Genomic DNA, 17,332 nt, shown 5'->3' with positions numbered 1-17,332 from the left:
TATTATCTCCTATGATGCATTTGTTCCAGATAAATCAGCAATACAGAAATATCTGCTGGTGACACCCCTGAAATTCTGGATGCCTGTCCGATAGACGATGGTCTGATCTTTGATAACTTCTGTTTTGCTTCAATTCGCAAGCTTCCAACATCTTCGTAATCAATATCTTCTGGAATTCTCTTTTTCTCCATCTTCTTAAACTGTTTTACCTGTGACAACTGACGTTTGATATATCCTTCATATTTAATATTAATATTTACCTGTTCCTGAACATCCAGATCGTACTCTGGTCTATCTGGATCGATTGGTGCCAAATCCATATAAGTAAGCTCTGGACGACGAATCAGTTCTGTCATCTTTGCAGATGATTTTAATGTTGTACTGCCAAGTTTCTCAAGCAATGTCTGAACATTTTTGGATGCACCCACATTAATATCTTCAAGACGCTTCATCTCATCTTCAATCTGCTGTTCTTTTACTAATAACTTGTCATATCGTTCCTGACTGATCAATCCTGCTTCATATCCAATCTTTGTCAGACGAAGATCCGCATTATCCTGACGAAGTAGTAAACGATACTCTGCTCTTGATGTCATCATACGATATGGTTCTTGTGTTTCTTTTGTAACCAGATCATCGATCAAAACTCCAATATAAGCCTGTGAACGATCCAGAATGATAGGATCTTTTTCCTGTAATTTACGTGCAGCGTTGATACCTGCCATCAACCCTTGTGCTGCTGCCTCTTCATATCCTGAGCTTCCATTAAACTGTCCACCAGAAAATAAACCATCAATCTCTTTAAATTCCAGAGATGCTTTTAACTGTGTCGCATCAATACAATCATACTCAATTGCGTAAGCATTTCTCACGATCTTGGCATTCTCAAGTCCTGGAACACTGTGATACATCTTATACTGTACATCTTCTGGCAATGAACTTGACATACCACCAACATACATCTCATTTGTATATTCGCCTTCTGGCTCAATAAATACCTGATGACGATTCTTATCTGGAAACTTCACGATCTTGTCTTCGATAGATGGACAATATCTAGGTCCTGTTCCCTCAATTGCTCCAGAAAATAATGGTGATCTGTGAAGATTTTCTTTGATGATTTCATGTGTCTCTTCTGTTGTATACGTTAACCAGCATGAAATCTGATCTCTCTTGATATCTTCTTCCTTATTTGTAAAGCTGAATGGTACGATCCTTTCATCTCCAAACTGCTCTGCCATCTTAGAAAAATCAATCGTATTCTTATCAATTCTGGCAGGTGTTCCTGTTTTAAATCGTCTCATGGAAATACCATGACTCTTTAAGGAATCTGTCAGATAATTGGCTGCCTGCAGCCCGTTTGGTCCTGTGTGATTACTTACTTCCCCATAAATGCAACGTGCTTTCAGATAAGTTCCTGTCGTCAATACAACTGCTTTTGCATAATAAACCGCACCTGAATATGTCTTAACTCCTTTAATCTTTCCATCTTCCACAAGGATTTCTGTAACTTCCCCCTGACGAAGTGTAAGATTTGGTGTATTCCCCATAACCTGTGTCATAGAAATAGAATACATCTTCTTATCTGCCTGTGCTCTCAAAGAATGTACTGCCGGTCCCTTTGATTTATTTAGCATCTTGGACTGTAAATAGGTTTTATCGATATTTTTACCCATTTCACCACCAAGTGCATCAATTTCTTTTACCAGATGTCCCTTAGAGCTTCCTCCAATATTCGGATTGCATGGCATCAGTGCAACACTATCCATGCTTACTGTAAAACAGATTGTTTCAAATCCCATTCTGGCTGCTGCAAGTGCGGCTTCACATCCGGCATGGCCAGCACCTACAACAATGATATCATATTTTTCTTCTAAATTATTCATCTTTATTTACCCATACAAAATTCTGCAAAAATCTCATTTACCAGGTCTTCTCCCACAGATTCTCCTGTGATAAATCCTAAATGCTCATAGGCATCTAAAAGATCAATAGAGAAGAAATCTTCTGGCATTCCATCTTCAATACTCTGTAATACCATAGAAAGGCTCTTTAATGCCTCACTTACTTCTGTTTTGTGTCTCATATTCGTCAGGTATATTTCATCATTAAACGAAACATGTCCTTCAAAGAAAATATCCTGAATCAATTGATATAATTCTTCAATTCCAGTCTGCTCCTTGGCTGAAATCTGAACAATCTGATCAAAACCTTTTTCCTTAAGATTTTCCTTTGTCACTACCTGCTCAAGATCAGCTTTATTTAATAAAACAATCGTTTGCTTACCTTCAATAAGCTGCATGATTTCTTCATCATCCTTCGTTAAAGGATCTGATGTATCTACAACATAAAGAACAAGATCAGCTTTCTTTAACAGTTCTTTGGCTTTGTCTACTCCAATCTTTTCAATCAGATCATTTGTATCTCTGATTCCTGCTGTATCAATGATGTTCAGCGGAATTCCTTTGATCTGAATTGATTCTTCCAACGTATCTCTTGTTGTACCTGCAATATCTGTAACGATTGCTCGTTCCTCTCCCAGCAAAACATTCAATACAGAAGATTTTCCTGCATTCGGTTTTCCAACAATAACAGTCTGTATTCCTTCTTTGAGAATTCGTCCATTATCTGCATTCTCCAGAAATTCATTCAACTGTTTAATAATTTTCTCAACCTGCTCTCTCAGCTCATCTGAAAATCCATCCACACTATAATGTTCTGGGTCATCCAATGCTGATTCGATAAATGCAACGCTGTGAATAATCTGTTTTCGGATCTCTGTAATTTTCTTTCCAAGCGCCCCCTCTAACTGCTTTAAAGATGTGCTCATTGCAAATTCATTCTTAGACTGAATCAGATCCATAACAGCTTCTGCTTCTGAAAGGTCGATTCGTCCATTCAAAAATGCTCTCTTTGTAAACTCACCTGGCTCTGCAGGTGCTGCTCCGGCCTTAAATACTGCTTCCAGAACTTTCTTCATAACAACCACACCACCATGGCAGTTAATCTCTACAACATCTTCTGCTGTATAAGAATGTGGACCTTTCATAACAAGCACAATACACTCATCAAGCAATGTCTCTCCGTCATATACGTGTCCATAATGTGCTGTATATGTCTTGACTTCCTTTATCTTCTTATCTATTTTCTTCGGTTTAAATACTTTTTCAATAATATCCAGTGCCTGATCTCCGCTGATCCTGATAATTCCAATTCCACTATTGGTCATCGGAGTAGCAATTGCTGCAATCGTATTTGACTTCATATAATATACCTCAAAAAAGGGCTGCCTAAATTAAGGCAGCCCTAAATCTTATTTTTTAAGCATAACAACAACTTTACGATAAGGATCCTTACCTTCGCTCTTTGTAATCACTTCCGGATCTCTCTGCAATGCAGAATGGATGATTCTACGCTCATTTGGATTCATTGGTTCTAAGTAAATTGGTTTTTTATTCTTCTTTACTTTATACGCAATGCTTCCTGCTAATTTCTCTAAAGTCTGCTGTCTTCTTTCTCTGTAATTTTCTGTATCAAGCTTGATCTTTACAAAAGAATCGCTCTCTTTATTTACATAAAGACTGATAAGATACTGCAGGGCATCCAGTGTCTGTCCGTGCTTACCGATCAATGCACCCATCTTCTCTCCAGATACATTGATGTTTAATACGTTATCTCTGCGGTTATAGTAAAGATTTAACTTTGGATCAAGTCCCATCGCTCTTAACACTTCATCCAAATACTTTTCAGTATCTTTAATGATCTGATCAATATTCTCTGGTGTCTTATTCTTCTTAGTTTCCTTTACAGGAACCTCTTCTTTTGCTTTAGAACTCTTCTTAGGCTGACGATTTGATTTCTCATCTGCCGTCTTCGCTGGTTTCTTTTCAACCTTTTTCTTAGGTTTCTCTTTTTCTATTGTCTGAGGCTTAACTTCTGTCTCTTTCTTTTCTTCTTCTTTAATTTCAATGATGACTGGTTTCTTAAACAGCCCAAAAAAGCCATTACTTCCCGGATCGATCACTGTATACTTGAGGTCTGTACTTGGAATTCCCAACTCCATTGCAGCATTCATAACTGCATCAGATTCAGTTTTTCCAGTGAATCTCTTTGCTGACATCCTTATTTACCCCCTTTGTTTTTGTTGAGTGCATTCGCTTTAGAAGCAATTCCTCCTTTAGAATTTCCTGAATAATCAATATTCTTTGTTGATTTCAGATTTGCACTCTTCTTAATGCTGGAATCTGTACCTTGCAGTCCCTGCTGTTCAGCCTGTGCTCCCAACATCTTTTCATAAAGAGAAGGACCTTTTTTCTTTCTTTTCTTAGCTGCCTTCTCACGACTTTTTTCAATAATCTTATCCATATCAGCATGATCATAATGGTAATTAAACGCAACCTGCTGAATATACTGGAATAAAGCACTCGCTGTCCAGTAAATACCAATACCGATTGGTAATGAAATACACATTACAAATGACATTAACGGCATTGTGTACATCATACTCTTTGTCATTCCTGCTCCTGGTGTACTTTCATCCATCTGATTTGTAGACATAGATGTTTTTGCACTTAAGAACTGAAAAATAAATGATAATACAGGGATGATCAGTAATGGAGTTAATCTGAATCCTGGTGCTGAATTTAAATCCATACCTAAAAATAGATTTGGATGATACTGTGTATCATGTGCAATCTGAGGAATATAAGTATTAACACCACGAATTACATAATACAGTGCCATGATGATCGGAAACTGAATTAATGTTGGTAAACATCCACCAGTTGGACTTGAACCATACTTTTCATAAACTTTCTGCATCTCTTCATTCTGTTTCATCATAGATGCCTGGTCTCTTTTGTTACGATATTTCTTAGTGATCTTATTGATCTCTGGTTGCATATGCTGATTGATCTTCATAGATCTCTGCTGTTTCATTGTTAATGGTAATAAAATTAACTTAGAAACTAATGTAAATAAAATAATACATAAACCAACATTATAGATACCCATTGTTGCTAATCCACTATAGATTGCTCGAATGATCCAACCAAAAATAATTACAAACGGAGTTAAAATACCTCCGGTGCCCGTAGTCTGGGCTTGTGCCAATAACATCATTTTTTGCACCTTTTTCCTTTCCTGACTTCCGGAACAGGGTCATATCCGCCTTTTGAAAATGGATTACATCGTAATATTCTAAAAATTGCCAAAAGACTCCCTTTGACAACTCCGTGCTTCTCCAATGCTTCTATGGCATATTCCGAACAAGTCGGAACATAAATACATGTTCCTCTTCCCTTTAATTTCGATAAATATTTTCTGTAAAACCTGATAATGGATATTAAAATCTTCTTCAATTGTGTTCAACTCTTCTTAGATGATGCAGATCTACCAAATGTAAAAATGCACTTTCAATCGTATGGCAGTCCTTTCCTTTTGCAGTTTGTCTTGCAATTACTACCATATCATATCCTGTTTTTAAATTATCCTGATTCAAACGATAGCTTTCACGAATTAAGCGTGTAGTTCTATGACGCACTACACTATTTCCAACTTTTTTACTTACTGATATTCCCAGACGATTATATTCTAGGTCATTCTTCCTATAATAAAGGACCAAGTACTTATTAGCTTTGGATTTTCCTTCATTATATACCATCTGGAACTCTTTATTATTTCTTAATGAATGATAATTTTTCATGGTTCTCTTCCTTATTAATAGAGAAAAGAAAAGGTCACATCTCTGCGACCTAAGCTGATAATCTATTTCTTCCTTTTGCTCTTCTGCTCTTCAGAACTTTTCTTCCGTTTGCAGTGCTCATTCTTTTTCTAAATCCATGAACCTTAGATCTCTGTCTTTTCTTTGGCTGAAATGTCATTTTCATTCTAAAACACCTCCTTAACAAAATTTTATGCGTTATATATATGAATAATATATTCGTAAAAACATCACTCCTATTATAGACAGAGAAATGCCAAAAAGTCAAGTAAATTCTACGTTTTTTTCACTTTCTTATGTATTTTCATATATATTGTGGTTTGCGCGAAAGTTATCCACAATTTGTAGATAACTTGTGCATAACTTGGTGATAAAATGTGGGCAATAAACACACAAAATGTCGAATTGCCTTATTTTATCACGTTTTTCAACATGTGTATAATGTGGAATAACTTATCCACAATATGTGGGCAACTTTTATTTTTCGATTGAAAAAAGAAATCTTTTGTTATACACTAAATATAGTGCCGTACTATGCACATTTATAAAAATATGATTTAGAAAGGGATTTATGTTATCCATGAAAAACGAAATTGAGAAAATTTGGGATGATGTATTAGTCAAGCTTGAGCAAGAGCATGACGTTTCCAGTGCTGCAATTAATGCCTGGATTAAACCATTACATATTAAAGATGTCCAGTCCAATAAGATAATTCTTTCTCTGGATGCTAAATATGATGAGCGGGGTATTCAATTTATTAAGAAAAAAATGTACGATTTTTATATTTCCCTTGCTATTTCTGATCTTACCGGCAAGAAATACGATATAGAGGTTGAGCTAGAAAAAGATGGAGAAAAACCAAAACAAACTCCTGCTGCTACACCTGAACATGACAATAATAACTTAAATCCCCGTTATACTTTTGATACATTCGTAATCGGTGACAATAACCGCATGGCACATGCTGCCAGTATTGCTGTTGCGGAAGCTCCAGCGGAAGCCTATAATCCGCTGTTTTTATATGGAGGTGCAGGTCTTGGAAAGACTCATTTAATGCACTCCATCGCACATTATATCATTGAACATAATAGTTCTTTAAATGTTTTATATGTAACAAGTGAAGATTTTACAAATGAAGTTATCAATTCAATTCAGCACAAAAAACAGGAAGAGTTGCGCAGTAAATACCGTAATATCGATGTTTTATTAGTCGATGATATTCAGTTCGTTATTGGTAAAGAAAGTACACAGCAGGAATTTTTCCATACCTTTAATGCACTTTATAACTCTAAAAAACAAATTATTCTTTCCTCTGATAAACCTCCAAAAGAGCTGGATGTATTAGAAGAAAGACTCCGGAGCCGTTTCAGCTGGGGACTTCCAGTTGATATCCAACCTCCAAACTATGAAACAAAGGTTGCAATCCTCAGAAAACGTGCAGAATTAGACAATATTTATATTGATGATGAAATTTTTGATTACATTGCAACACACATTAAGTCTAATATTCGTGACCTCGAAGGTGCATTAAACAAAATTAAGGTTTATTCCAAATTAAATAAAAAACCAATTGACCTTGAATTATCCAAAATTGCTCTTCAAGATCTGATCGATAATAAAACAAAACAGGCTATTACACCTGAATTGATCATGCAGACAGTTGCTGAACATTTTAATATTCAGACAAGTGATATCATCTCAAAAAAACGCAGTCATGATATTGCTTATCCACGGCAGATCTGTATGTATTTGTGTAAGAAAATGACAGATCAATCACTCGTTAAAATTGGTGAGATCATTGGTAAGAGGGATCACTCTACTGTGATTCATGGTATTGAGAAAATTGAAAAAGATCTTGAAAAAGACCCTGAATTAAGCAAGGTTATTGAAGTTATCACCAAAAAGATGGATTAATTTTTATTTTTTTCACATTTTATCGTTAGTTATCCACATTTTCTGTGGATAAGCTGTGGATATCCTGTGTATTATTGTTTTTGCAATTTTAGGTGATGTTGATAAGTTCACGATTATCCTCTGATTTTCATCAACTTTTGAACATTTTATCAACCCTTATAAAGCTTTATCCTTAGCGGTTTTTTAAGGTTATCCCCATATCCACAGCTACTACGACTATTACTACGACTTTTATTTATTTATTTAACAACAATCTGACACCGAAAGGAGTTATTCACAATTATGAAAATCATATGTACAAAATCTAATTTAGTGCATGCTGTTTCCATTGTTTCAAAAGCAGTATCAAATAATACGACTCTTCCAATTTTGAAATGTATCTTAATTGAGGCAGTTGCAGGAAATATCAGATTAACAGCAAATGATATGGAACTTGGAATTGAAACAACCATTGATGGTCATATTGATGCACCTGGTAAAATTGCAATTGAAGCAAAACTTTTTTCTGAAATTGTACGAAAATTACCAGATAATGATGTAATGATAGAAACTGATGATCAGTATAAAGCAACGATTACTTGTGAAAAAGCATGTTTTCAGATTATGGGACAGGAAGGAGAAGAATTTCCTTCTTTACCAGAGATTGAGAAAAATCAAAGCATCACTTTGTCACAGTTTTCATTAAAAGAAGTAATTCGTCAAACAATTTTTTCAATTTCTGACAATGAAAATACAAAATTAATGACTGGTGAATTATTTGAAGTGAAAGATGACCAATTAAGTGTTGTATCTTTGGATGGTCATCGAATCTCTATTCGACATATTGAACTAAAAGATCATTATGATCCGTTTAAAGTTATTGTCCCTGGTAAAACTTTACAGGAAATTGTTAAGATCATTTCCGGAGAAATGGACGAAAATGTTTCAATTTATGTAACTTCAAAACATATTTTATTTGAATTTGATAATACAAGAGTTGTTTCAAGATTGCTAGAAGGGGAATATTATAAGATAAGTCAGATGTTATCCAGCGATTATGAAACAAAAATCATAATTAACAAAAAAGAATTTTTAAATTGTATCGACAGAGCGAGTCTTTTGATTCGTGAATCTGATAAAAAACCAATAATTATCAATATTACGGATCATTCATTAAAATTAAATATCAATTCTTTCTTTGGATCAATGGAAGAAGAAATTTTGATCCAAAAAGAAGGAAGAGATCTCTTAATTGGCTTTAATCCTAAGTTTTTAATGGATGTTCTTCGAGTAATCGATGATGAAGAAATCAATATTTATCTTGTAAATCCGAAAGCACCTTGTTATATCAAAGATGATGCCGGAACATATAATTATCTGATTCTTCCGGTTAATTTTAATCATTAGAAAGGATTTTTTAGATGGAAATTAAACTTAAAGATGAATTTATTAAACTTGGTCAGGCATTAAAAGCTGCTGGACTGGTAGATTCTGGAGTTGTAGCAAAAATTGTCATTCAGGATGGAGAAGTTCTTGTAAACGGAGAAGTTGAAACAAGAAGAGGAAAAAAATTATATGGCGGTGAAGTTGTGTCTTTTGATGGACAGGAAATTCGCATTGTAAAATAGTGTGGGAGTAGTATGATTATTAAATCTTTGGAATTAAAAAATTATCGGAATTATGATGAACTTTCCATGAATTTTGCGAGTGGAACCAATTTATTGTATGGAGATAATGCCCAGGGAAAGACTAATATTCTGGAATCTATTTATCTGAGCGCAACAACCAAATCGCATCGAGGAAACAAGGATCGAGAGTTAATAAAGTTTGAAGAAAATGAAGCTCACATAAGAATTCATTTTGAAAAGCAGGGAATCGACCATCAGTTGGATATGCATCTTAAGAAAAATAAAGCAAAAGGTGTGGCAATTGACAAGATTCCGATCAGAAGATCAAGTGATCTACTTGGGCAGATTCCGGTAATTTTGTTTTCTCCAGAAGATTTAAAGATCGTAAAAAGTGGTCCTAGTGAGAGAAGAAAATTTCTGGATATTGAATTGTCGCAGATGGAACGTCTGTATTTGTATCAACTGACAAATTATAATAAGATTTTGATACAGAGAAATAATTTATTAAAACAAATACGTTTTCAGAATAATCTGATAGATACGTTAGAAGCATGGGATATTCAACTTGTAAAATATGGTTCGGAAGTTATTAAATATCGTGAAAAATTTATCAAACATTTGGGTAAAGTCTGTCAAAAAATTCACAATAAATTAACTGGTGGAAAAGAACAAATTTTACTGGAATATGATCGCAATGTAGGGTATGATAGTTATTTAACGGAACTTAAAAAAAAGAGACAAAAAGATTTAAAATATTTTACAACGACTGTGGGACCGCATCGTGATGATATTAGTTTTGTTGTAAATGGAATCGATATCAGAAAATATGGTTCACAGGGGCAGCAAAGGACAGCAGCATTATCTTTAAAGCTGGCGCAGATTCAATTGATGCGTGAAGTGATGAAAGAATCACCGATCTTGCTGCTTGACGATGTTTTGTCGGAGCTTGATAGTAATCGTAAGACGTATCTTTTGGAGAGTATTAAAGATACACAGACGATTATTACATGTACGGGCTTAGATGAATTTATTAGTAAACACCTGCCAATTCAACGTATGTTTCAAATAAAAGCAGGAAAAATTGTAAAAGAAAATTAGGAGGAAACTATGGGTACACAAAAAAATGGAGAATATGGAGCTGATCAGATCCAGATTCTGGAAGGGTTAGAAGCTGTGCGTAAAAGACCCGGAATGTACATTGGAAGTACATCAGAAAAAGGACTTCATCATCTGGTATACGAAATTGTAGATAATGCCGTAGATGAATCTCTGGCTGGATTCTGTGATACGATCATCGTAACACTGAACAAAGACGGCTCTGTTACAGTCGAGGATAACGGGCGTGGAATTCCGGTTGGGATCAATAAGAAAAAAGGTGTATCCAGCGTTGAAGTTGTATTTACGATCCTTCATGCAGGAGGTAAGTTCGGCGGTGGAGGATACAAAGTATCTGGAGGACTTCATGGTGTAGGTTCTTCCGTTGTAAATGCTTTATCTGACTGGCTGGAAGTCACAGTCTGCAAAGAAGGACATGTTCATAAACAGCGTTATGAGAGAGGAAAGGTATGCTATCCTCTGAAAGTTCTCGGTGATACAGACAAGACTGGAACAACCGTTACATTTTATCCGGATGCAACGATTTTTGAGACGATTGATTTTGATTACAATACATTGAAGAGACGATTAAGAGAGACAGCTTTCTTAACAAAGAATTTAAAGATCGTTTTAACAGATGACCGTGGGGAAGAACAGGTTTCAGAGACATTCCACTATGAAGGTGGTATCAAGGAATTCGTTGATTACCTGAATAAGGGAAAAGAAGCACTCTATCCAGAAGTTATTTATTGTGAAGGTGAGAAAGACGGAGTGTATGTTGAAGTTGCATTCCAGCATAATGATTCTTACAATGAGACATCCCTAAGTTTCGTAAATAATATTATTACGCCAGAAGGTGGAACACATTTATCAGGGTTTAAGACGGCTTTAACAACTACTTTCAATGATTATGCAAGAAAGAATAACCTTCTGAAAGAGAAAGAAGATAACTTAAGTGGTGAAGATATCCGTGAAGGATTGACTTCAGTTATCAGTATCAAGATCGGGGAACCACAGTTTGAAGGTCAGACAAAACAGAAGTTAGGAAACAGCGAGGCCAGAGGTGCTGTTAACAGCGTTTTATCTGAGCAGCTGAAATATTTCTTAGAGCAGAATCCTCAGGTTGCGAAAGTAATCTGTGAGAAGGCTGTGCTTGCACAGAGAGCAAGAGATGCAGCAAGAAAGGCTCGTGATCTTACAAGAAGAAAGACTGCTCTTGACGGTATGAGTCTTCCAGGAAAACTTGCAGACTGTTCTGACAAGAATCCAGAGAATTGTGAAATCTATATCGTTGAGGGAGATTCTGCGGGTGGTTCAGCAAAGACAGCTCGTTCGCGTGCGACACAGGCAATCCTGCCTCTTCGTGGTAAGATCTTGAACGTTGAGAAGGCAAGACTTGATAAGGTTCTTGTGAACAAAGAGATTCAGGCGATGATCACAGCGTTTGGTACGGGAATTCATGAAGATTTTGATATTGAGAAATTAAGATACCATAAGATCATCATCATGACGGATGCCGATGTCGATGGAGCACATATCGCAACATTGCTTCTGACGTTCATATACCGCTTTATGCCGGAATTGATCAAGCGAGGGTATGTATACCTTGCCCAGCCACCTCTTTACCGTGTAGAGAAGAATAAGAAGTTCTGGTACGCTTACAGTGATGAAGAATTGAACAACATTCTTCAGGAAATCGGACGAGATAACAATAACAAGATTCAGCGTTACAAAGGTCTTGGAGAGATGGATGCAGAGCAGTTATGGGATACAACCATGGATCCTGAGAAGAGAATTTTATTAAGAGTAAACCTTGATGAAGATTCTGCTTCAGAGATCGATCTGACATTTACAACACTGATGGGTGATCAGGTAGAGCCAAGACGAGAATTTATCGAAGCAAACGCAAAATATGTGCAGAATCTTGATATTTAGGAAGGGAGAAACAAATGGACGAGAATACAATTTTTGATAAAGTTCATGACATTGATCTGAAAAAAACAATGGAGAATTCATATATTGACTATGCCATGAGCGTTATCGCTTCCAGAGCTCTTCCAGATGTGCGTGACGGTTTGAAACCGGTACAGAGAAGAATTCTTTATGCGATGATCGAATTAAATAACGGACCTGATAAACCACATCGTAAATGTGCCCGTATCGTTGGTGATACCATGGGTAAATATCATCCACATGGTGACAGCTCTATCTATGGGGCGTTAGTTAATATGGCGCAGGAATGGTCTACAAGATATCCATTGGTAGATGGACATGGAAACTTCGGTTCTGTCGATGGTGATGGTGCAGCTGCCATGCGTTATACAGAAGCAAGATTAAGCAAGATTTCCATGGAACTTCTGGCTGATATTAACAAGAATACAGTTGATTTCAGACCAAACTTTGACGAGACAGAGAAAGAACCAGCAGTACTTCCTTCTCGATTCCCAAATCTGTTAGTGAATGGTACACAGGGAATCGCGGTTGGTATGGCAACGAATATTCCACCTCATAACCTTAGAGAAGTAATCAATGCGGTGATCAAGATCATTGATAATCAGGTTGAGGAAGATCGTGAGACAACGATCGAAGAATTATTAGAGATAATTAAAGGACCAGATTTCCCTACAGGTGCGACAATCCTTGGGCGTTCTGGTATCGATCAGGCTTATCGTACAGGTCGTGGAAAGATCAAAGTGCGTGCTGTTACAGATATTGAGGCAATGGCAAATGGAAAGCAGCGTATTATCGTAACAGAGCTTCCATACATGGTAAATAAAGCAAGACTGATCGAGAAGATTGCGGCTTTAGTAAGAGAAAAGAAAGTGGAAGGAATTACAGAGCTTCGTGATGAATCTGACAGAAGTGGTATGCGTATCTGCATCGAACTTCGTCGTGATGCAAATGCGAACGTAATCCTGAATCAGTTATATAAACATACACAGCTTCAGGATACATTTGGTGTGATCATGCTGGCACTTGTTGATGGACAGCCAAAGACAATGAACCTGCACGAGATGCTGGATTATTATCTGGAACACCAGAAAGATGTCGTGACAAGAAGAACACGCTATGAATTAAACAAAGCGGAAGAACGAGCACATATCTTAGAAGGATTACTGATCGCTCAGGATAACATCGATGAAGTGATCAAGATCATTCGTGGAGCAGAGAACATTCAGGCAGCCAAGCTTGAATTGATGGAACGTTTTGGACTTTCAGATGCACAGGCACAGGCAATCGTTGATATGCGTCTGAGAGCACTGAATGGTTTGGAACGTGCTAAACTTGAAAAAGAATACAAAGAATTGATGGAGCGTATCGGTGAATTGAAGGCGATTCTAGCAGACGAAAAGAAATTACTTGGAGTTATCAAAGATGAAATCGCACTGATCCGTGACAAATATGGAGATGAAAGAAGAACACAGATCGGATTTGATGTTGATGACATTTCCATGGAAGATCTGATTCCTAGAGAAAATACTGTAATCACGATGACAAAACTTGGATATATCAAGAGAATGACTGTTGATAATTTCAAGAGTCAGAATCGTGGTGGTAAAGGTATCAAGGGAATGCAGACGATCGATGAAGATTACATCGAAGAACTGTTTATGACAACGACACATCACTACATCATGTTCTTTACCAATACAGGACGTGTATACCGTCTGAAAGCGTATGAGATTCCTGAGAGTGGAAGAACGGCAAGAGGAAGTGCGATCGTTAATCTGCTGCAGTTACAGCCAGGAGAGAAGATCACAGCAGTAATTCCACTGGCAGACTACGAAGAAGGCAAATATCTGTTAATGGCAACAAAATATGGTGTTGTTAAGAAATCTTCTATCATGGAATATGCAAATATCCGTAAGACAGGATTAGCAGCGATCACATTAAAAGATGATGACCAGCTGATCGAAGTTAAATATACAGAAGATGATGAGGATGTATTCCTTGTAACAAAGAATGGACAGTGTATCCGCTTCCATGAAAGCGATGTCAGATGTATCGGACGTACTTCTATGGGTGTTCGTGGAATCAATCTGACAGGTGATGATGAAGTTATTGGAATGCAGCTTGACAGTCAGGGTGAAGCGTTGCTGATCGTATCTGCAAATGGTATGGGTAAACGTACACTGACTTCAGAGTTTACAGCACAGCATCGTGGTGGTAAAGGTATTAAGTGCTACAAGATCACAGAAAAGACAGGTGATGTTGTAGGTGTGAAAGCAGTCAATGACGATAATGAGATCATGATGATCACAACAGGGGGAATCATTATCCGTACAGCAGTAGCCTCCATTTCCATGCTTGGAAGAAATACTTCTGGAGTAAAAGTTATGAATGTTGGTGAGAATGTAGAGGTAGCCAGCATTGCGAAAGTCCGTGAAGAGAAACTTGAAGATGAGCAGGAAGAAAATACAACAGAAGAATAAAAAATAAAAATCAGGGTGCAGATGAATTGTCTGTACCCTGATTTCGTTATATAATAAAATAATAGATGCTCAAATACTTTTTGGCAGTGATAATACAAAACAAAAATATTTTTGGAGGAAAACATGAGAACGATTCATACAGATGAGATCATCAAGAATATAAAAGAGATGTGTATCGAGGCAAACTTATCTTTGACAGAGGATATGAAATGCCGTTTTAAGAATGCAACAGAAAGCGAAAAGAGTCCGTTAGGAAAACAGATTTTAAATCAATTGCAGGAGAATATGGAAATTTCGGCAGCAGATCAGATTCCAATTTGTCAGGATACAGGAATGGCAATCGTATTTTTAAATATTGGACAGGACGTTCATATTGAGGGTATGGATTTACACGATGCAGTGAATGAGGGAGTTCGTCAGGGATATACAGAAGGATATCTTAGAAAGTCTGTTGTAAAAGATCCTTTAATCCGCGAGAATACAAAAGATAATACACCTGCGATCGTGCATATAGATATTGTTCCAGGGGAGAATCTTGAAATCTTAGTAGCTCCAAAAGGATTCGGAAGTGAAAATATGAGTTGTATCTTTATGTTAAAACCAGCAGACGGAGAAGAAGGTGTGAAGAAATCTGTCATTCAGGCGGTCAAAGATGCGGGTCCCAATGCTTGTCCACCAATGGTTGTAGGAGTTGGACTTGGAGGAAGTTTTGAAAAAGCAGCATTTCTTGCAAAGAAAGCTTTGACAAGGAATTTAGATACACCTTCTGATAAACCTCATATTGCGAAATTAGAGAAAGAATTGTTAGAAGAGATCAATCAGCTGGGAATCGGTCCTGGGGGGCTTGGAGGTTCTACAACTGCGTTAGGACTTAATATTGAGACTTACCCTACACATATTGCGGGAATGCCATTAGCAGTGAATATTTGTTGTCATGTAAATCGTCATGCACATAGAGTACTGTAAAGAATTCGATATTATTTTGGATGAGTATTTAAAAATACAAGGAGTAGAAGATTATGGAGAAACATTTAAATGTTCCAGCGAAAACAGAAGAGCTTTCAGAACTTAAATCAGGAGATTATGTATATTTGACAGGAACAATCTATACAGCCAGAGATGCGGCACATAAAAGAATGTATGAAACTTTACTAGATGGAAAAGAATTACCAGTAGATGTTTCCGGACAATTTATTTATTATCTTGGGCCAACGCCAGCGAGAGAAGGACAGATCATTGGATCAGCAGGACCAACAACGAGTAGCAGAATGGATAAGTATACACCAATGATGCTTGATCAGGGATTAAAAGGAATGATAGGTAAAGGAAAGCGTTCACCAGAAGTTATTGAATCTATTAAAAAGAATGGTGCAGTATATTTTGCAGCTGTAGGAGGGGCCGGAGCTTTGCTTTCAAAATGTATCAAAGAAGCGGAAGTGATTGCGTATGATGATCTTGGAACAGAAGCTATCCGCAAATTAAGAGTTGAAAACTTCCCAGTTATCGTTGTGATTGACAGTAATGGAAACAATTTATATGAGACTGCAGTAGAAAATTTTAAAAAATTAAAATAATCAATAAAAATCTATTGACAAAAGACAAATCCTTTGGTAAGCTATTTAAGCGTCATGTGAATGACGAATGCAATTAAATATTTTAATATTTAGGCATTTGCAGAAGTACTCAAGTGGCTGAAGAGGTGCCCCTGCTAAGGGTATAGACCGTTTACGCGGTGCGAGGGTTCAAATCCCTCCTTCTGCGTTGTTAAATCTTCCGAATTGGAAGGTTTAATTTTTTGACAAAAGATATTGACATGAATGTTGAAATGTGATATCTTATAGAAGTTGCACTGCTTATAGCAGAGCGAAGAATATCGTTTGTGGAATGACGGAAAGAAATGTTTGTTTACTCAGAATATTGGACGGAGAGCGATCACAACATTCTGAAAAAAATAAATAAAAAGTTCTTGACAGAATAAAAAGAAAATGATATGATATAAAAGTTGCCGCAGTTCTTATAAAGAACGGGCCAACAAAATAAATTAAAAAAGTTCTTGACAAGCTAAGAACTAAGTGATATAATGATAAAGCTTCTTATACGAAGCGGATCACAAAAAGATCTTTGACAACTGAACAATAAGACAACCTTGAAAATTCTAATGAATTTTTCAGATGATTTTAGAAAAAATCAACGAACGTTCTTTATAAGAACAGTAATAACAAGGATAAAGAAGCTAGTGCTTCTTGAACTTGGATCAACATTGAACATGAGAGTTTGATCCTGGCTCAGGATGAACGCTGGCGGCGTGCTTAACACATGCAAGTCGAACGAAGCGCCTTATTTGATTTTCTTCGGAACTGAAGATTTGGTGACTGAGTGGCGGACGGGTGAGTAACGCGTGGGTAACCTGCCCTGTACAGGGGGATAACAATCAGAAATGACTGCTAATACCGCATAAGACCACAGCACCGCATGGTGCAGGGGTAAAAACTCCGGTGGTACAGGATGGACCCGCGTCTGATTAGCTGGTTGGTGAGGTAACGGCTCACCAAGGCGACGA

At 36.8% G+C, this 17,332-nt stretch carries 15 protein-coding genes, 1 tRNA gene and 1 rRNA gene; 10 read left to right on the top strand and 7 right to left on the bottom strand.

The features are described from left to right. Positions 1-2 precede the first annotated feature (2 nt). From mnmG to rpmH, 7 genes are read right to left on the bottom strand one after another with little or no spacing between them, the layout of a single operon-like run. A complete protein-coding gene (gene mnmG, locus KE503_RS09665; protein WP_022374721.1) occupies positions 3-1,886 on the bottom strand; it encodes a tRNA uridine-5-carboxymethylaminomethyl(34) synthesis enzyme MnmG in 1,884 nt (627 codons plus the stop codon). A 2-nt stretch (positions 1,887-1,888) separates the two neighbouring features. Then, positions 1,889-3,265, bottom strand: a complete 1,377-nt coding sequence (gene mnmE, locus KE503_RS09660; protein ID WP_055198447.1) for a tRNA uridine-5-carboxymethylaminomethyl(34) synthesis GTPase MnmE — start codon at positions 3,263-3,265, stop codon at positions 1,889-1,891. Positions 3,266-3,313: 48 nt separating this feature from the next. Next, positions 3,314-4,120, bottom strand: a complete 807-nt coding sequence (jag, locus tag KE503_RS09655; RefSeq protein ID WP_212385094.1) for an RNA-binding cell elongation regulator Jag/EloR — start codon at positions 4,118-4,120, stop codon at positions 3,314-3,316. A 2-nt stretch (positions 4,121-4,122) separates the two neighbouring features. After that, on the bottom strand, positions 4,123-5,121 hold the full coding sequence (locus KE503_RS09650) for a YidC/Oxa1 family membrane protein insertase (RefSeq protein WP_117945138.1): 999 nt from the start codon (positions 5,119-5,121) through the stop codon (positions 4,123-4,125). Continuing rightward, a complete protein-coding gene (gene yidD, locus KE503_RS09645; protein WP_055198449.1) occupies positions 5,118-5,360 on the bottom strand; it encodes a membrane protein insertion efficiency factor YidD in 243 nt (80 codons plus the stop codon). Before yidD ends, KE503_RS09650 begins: the two co-directional genes overlap by 4 nt. After that, positions 5,357-5,704, bottom strand: a complete 348-nt coding sequence (rnpA, locus tag KE503_RS09640; RefSeq protein ID WP_022374717.1) for a ribonuclease P protein component — start codon at positions 5,702-5,704, stop codon at positions 5,357-5,359. Before rnpA ends, yidD begins: the two co-directional genes overlap by 4 nt. A gap of 49 nt (positions 5,705-5,753) precedes the next feature. Further along, positions 5,754-5,888 (bottom strand): 50S ribosomal protein L34, encoded by a 135-nt coding sequence (rpmH, locus tag KE503_RS09635; protein ID WP_008392981.1) that lies wholly within the window; start codon positions 5,886-5,888, stop codon positions 5,754-5,756. Between the two features lie 414 nt (positions 5,889-6,302). Between rpmH and dnaA the strand changes: the two genes are divergently transcribed. From dnaA to KE503_RS09585, 10 genes are all read left to right on the top strand, one after another. After that, positions 6,303-7,637, top strand: coding sequence for a chromosomal replication initiator protein DnaA (gene dnaA / locus KE503_RS09630; RefSeq protein ID WP_055198460.1), 1,335 nt, complete (start codon positions 6,303-6,305; stop codon positions 7,635-7,637). A gap of 282 nt (positions 7,638-7,919) precedes the next feature. Then, the gene (gene dnaN / locus KE503_RS09625) at positions 7,920-9,023 is read left to right on the top strand and encodes a DNA polymerase III subunit beta (protein WP_212385093.1); all 1,104 of its coding nucleotides are present in this window, start codon (positions 7,920-7,922) and stop codon (positions 9,021-9,023) included. Positions 9,024-9,037: 14 nt separating this feature from the next. Then, positions 9,038-9,244 carry an RNA-binding S4 domain-containing protein gene (locus KE503_RS09620; protein ID WP_022374714.1) on the top strand — a complete coding sequence of 69 codons (207 nt, stop codon included), beginning with the start codon at positions 9,038-9,040 and terminating at the stop codon, positions 9,242-9,244. A 12-nt stretch (positions 9,245-9,256) separates the two neighbouring features. Continuing rightward, positions 9,257-10,342, top strand: a complete 1,086-nt coding sequence (gene recF / locus KE503_RS09615) for a DNA replication/repair protein RecF (protein ID WP_055198451.1) — start codon at positions 9,257-9,259, stop codon at positions 10,340-10,342. Positions 10,343-10,351: 9 nt separating this feature from the next. Next, entirely contained in the window at positions 10,352-12,274 is a 1,923-nt protein-coding gene (gene gyrB, locus KE503_RS09610) for a DNA topoisomerase (ATP-hydrolyzing) subunit B (protein WP_055198452.1), read from the top strand. Positions 12,275-12,288: 14 nt separating this feature from the next. Further along, positions 12,289-14,772 (top strand): DNA gyrase subunit A, encoded by a 2,484-nt coding sequence (gene gyrA, locus KE503_RS09605; protein WP_117945136.1) that lies wholly within the window; start codon positions 12,289-12,291, stop codon positions 14,770-14,772. 123 nt (positions 14,773-14,895) lie between these two features. Beyond that, entirely contained in the window at positions 14,896-15,738 is an 843-nt protein-coding gene (locus tag KE503_RS09600; RefSeq protein WP_212385092.1) for a fumarate hydratase, read from the top strand. A 53-nt stretch (positions 15,739-15,791) separates the two neighbouring features. After that, a complete protein-coding gene (locus KE503_RS09595; protein ID WP_212385091.1) occupies positions 15,792-16,346 on the top strand; it encodes a Fe-S-containing hydro-lyase in 555 nt (184 codons plus the stop codon). A 99-nt stretch (positions 16,347-16,445) separates the two neighbouring features. Further along, positions 16,446-16,533: transfer RNA gene (locus KE503_RS09590), tRNA-Ser, on the top strand. 501 nt (positions 16,534-17,034) lie between these two features. Further along, positions 17,035-17,332, top strand: a 16S ribosomal RNA gene (locus KE503_RS09585); the annotation flags it as partial.

It is taken from the genome of Anaerostipes sp. Marseille-Q3525 (assembly GCF_018223505.1).
GTDB lineage: Bacteria > Bacillota > Clostridia > Lachnospirales > Lachnospiraceae > Anaerostipes > Anaerostipes amylophilus.
Note: the sequence above shows the minus strand (reverse complement) of the source record. Positions and strands in the feature narration are given on the sequence as shown.

Coding starts and splice junctions, on each gene's coding strand:
- KE503_RS09650 (WP_117945138.1), bottom strand. CDS start 5,121: ATGATGTTATTGGCACAAGCCCAGACTACGGGCACCGGAGGTATTTTA.
- KE503_RS09600 (WP_212385092.1), top strand. CDS start 14,896: ATGAGAACGATTCATACAGATGAGATCATCAAGAATATAAAAGAGATG.
- KE503_RS09595 (WP_212385091.1), top strand. CDS start 15,792: ATGGAGAAACATTTAAATGTTCCAGCGAAAACAGAAGAGCTTTCAGAA.
- dnaN (WP_212385093.1), top strand. CDS start 7,920: ATGAAAATCATATGTACAAAATCTAATTTAGTGCATGCTGTTTCCATT.
- mnmE (WP_055198447.1), bottom strand. CDS start 3,265: ATGAAGTCAAATACGATTGCAGCAATTGCTACTCCGATGACCAATAGT.
- rnpA (WP_022374717.1), bottom strand. CDS start 5,704: ATGAAAAATTATCATTCATTAAGAAATAATAAAGAGTTCCAGATGGTA.
- gyrB (WP_055198452.1), top strand. CDS start 10,352: ATGGGTACACAAAAAAATGGAGAATATGGAGCTGATCAGATCCAGATT.
- gyrA (WP_117945136.1), top strand. CDS start 12,289: ATGGACGAGAATACAATTTTTGATAAAGTTCATGACATTGATCTGAAA.
- recF (WP_055198451.1), top strand. CDS start 9,257: ATGATTATTAAATCTTTGGAATTAAAAAATTATCGGAATTATGATGAA.
- dnaA (WP_055198460.1), top strand. CDS start 6,303: ATGAAAAACGAAATTGAGAAAATTTGGGATGATGTATTAGTCAAGCTT.
- KE503_RS09620 (WP_022374714.1), top strand. CDS start 9,038: ATGGAAATTAAACTTAAAGATGAATTTATTAAACTTGGTCAGGCATTA.
- jag (WP_212385094.1), bottom strand. CDS start 4,120: ATGTCAGCAAAGAGATTCACTGGAAAAACTGAATCTGATGCAGTTATG.
- rpmH (WP_008392981.1), bottom strand. CDS start 5,888: ATGAAAATGACATTTCAGCCAAAGAAAAGACAGAGATCTAAGGTTCAT.
- mnmG (WP_022374721.1), bottom strand. CDS start 1,886: ATGAATAATTTAGAAGAAAAATATGATATCATTGTTGTAGGTGCTGGC.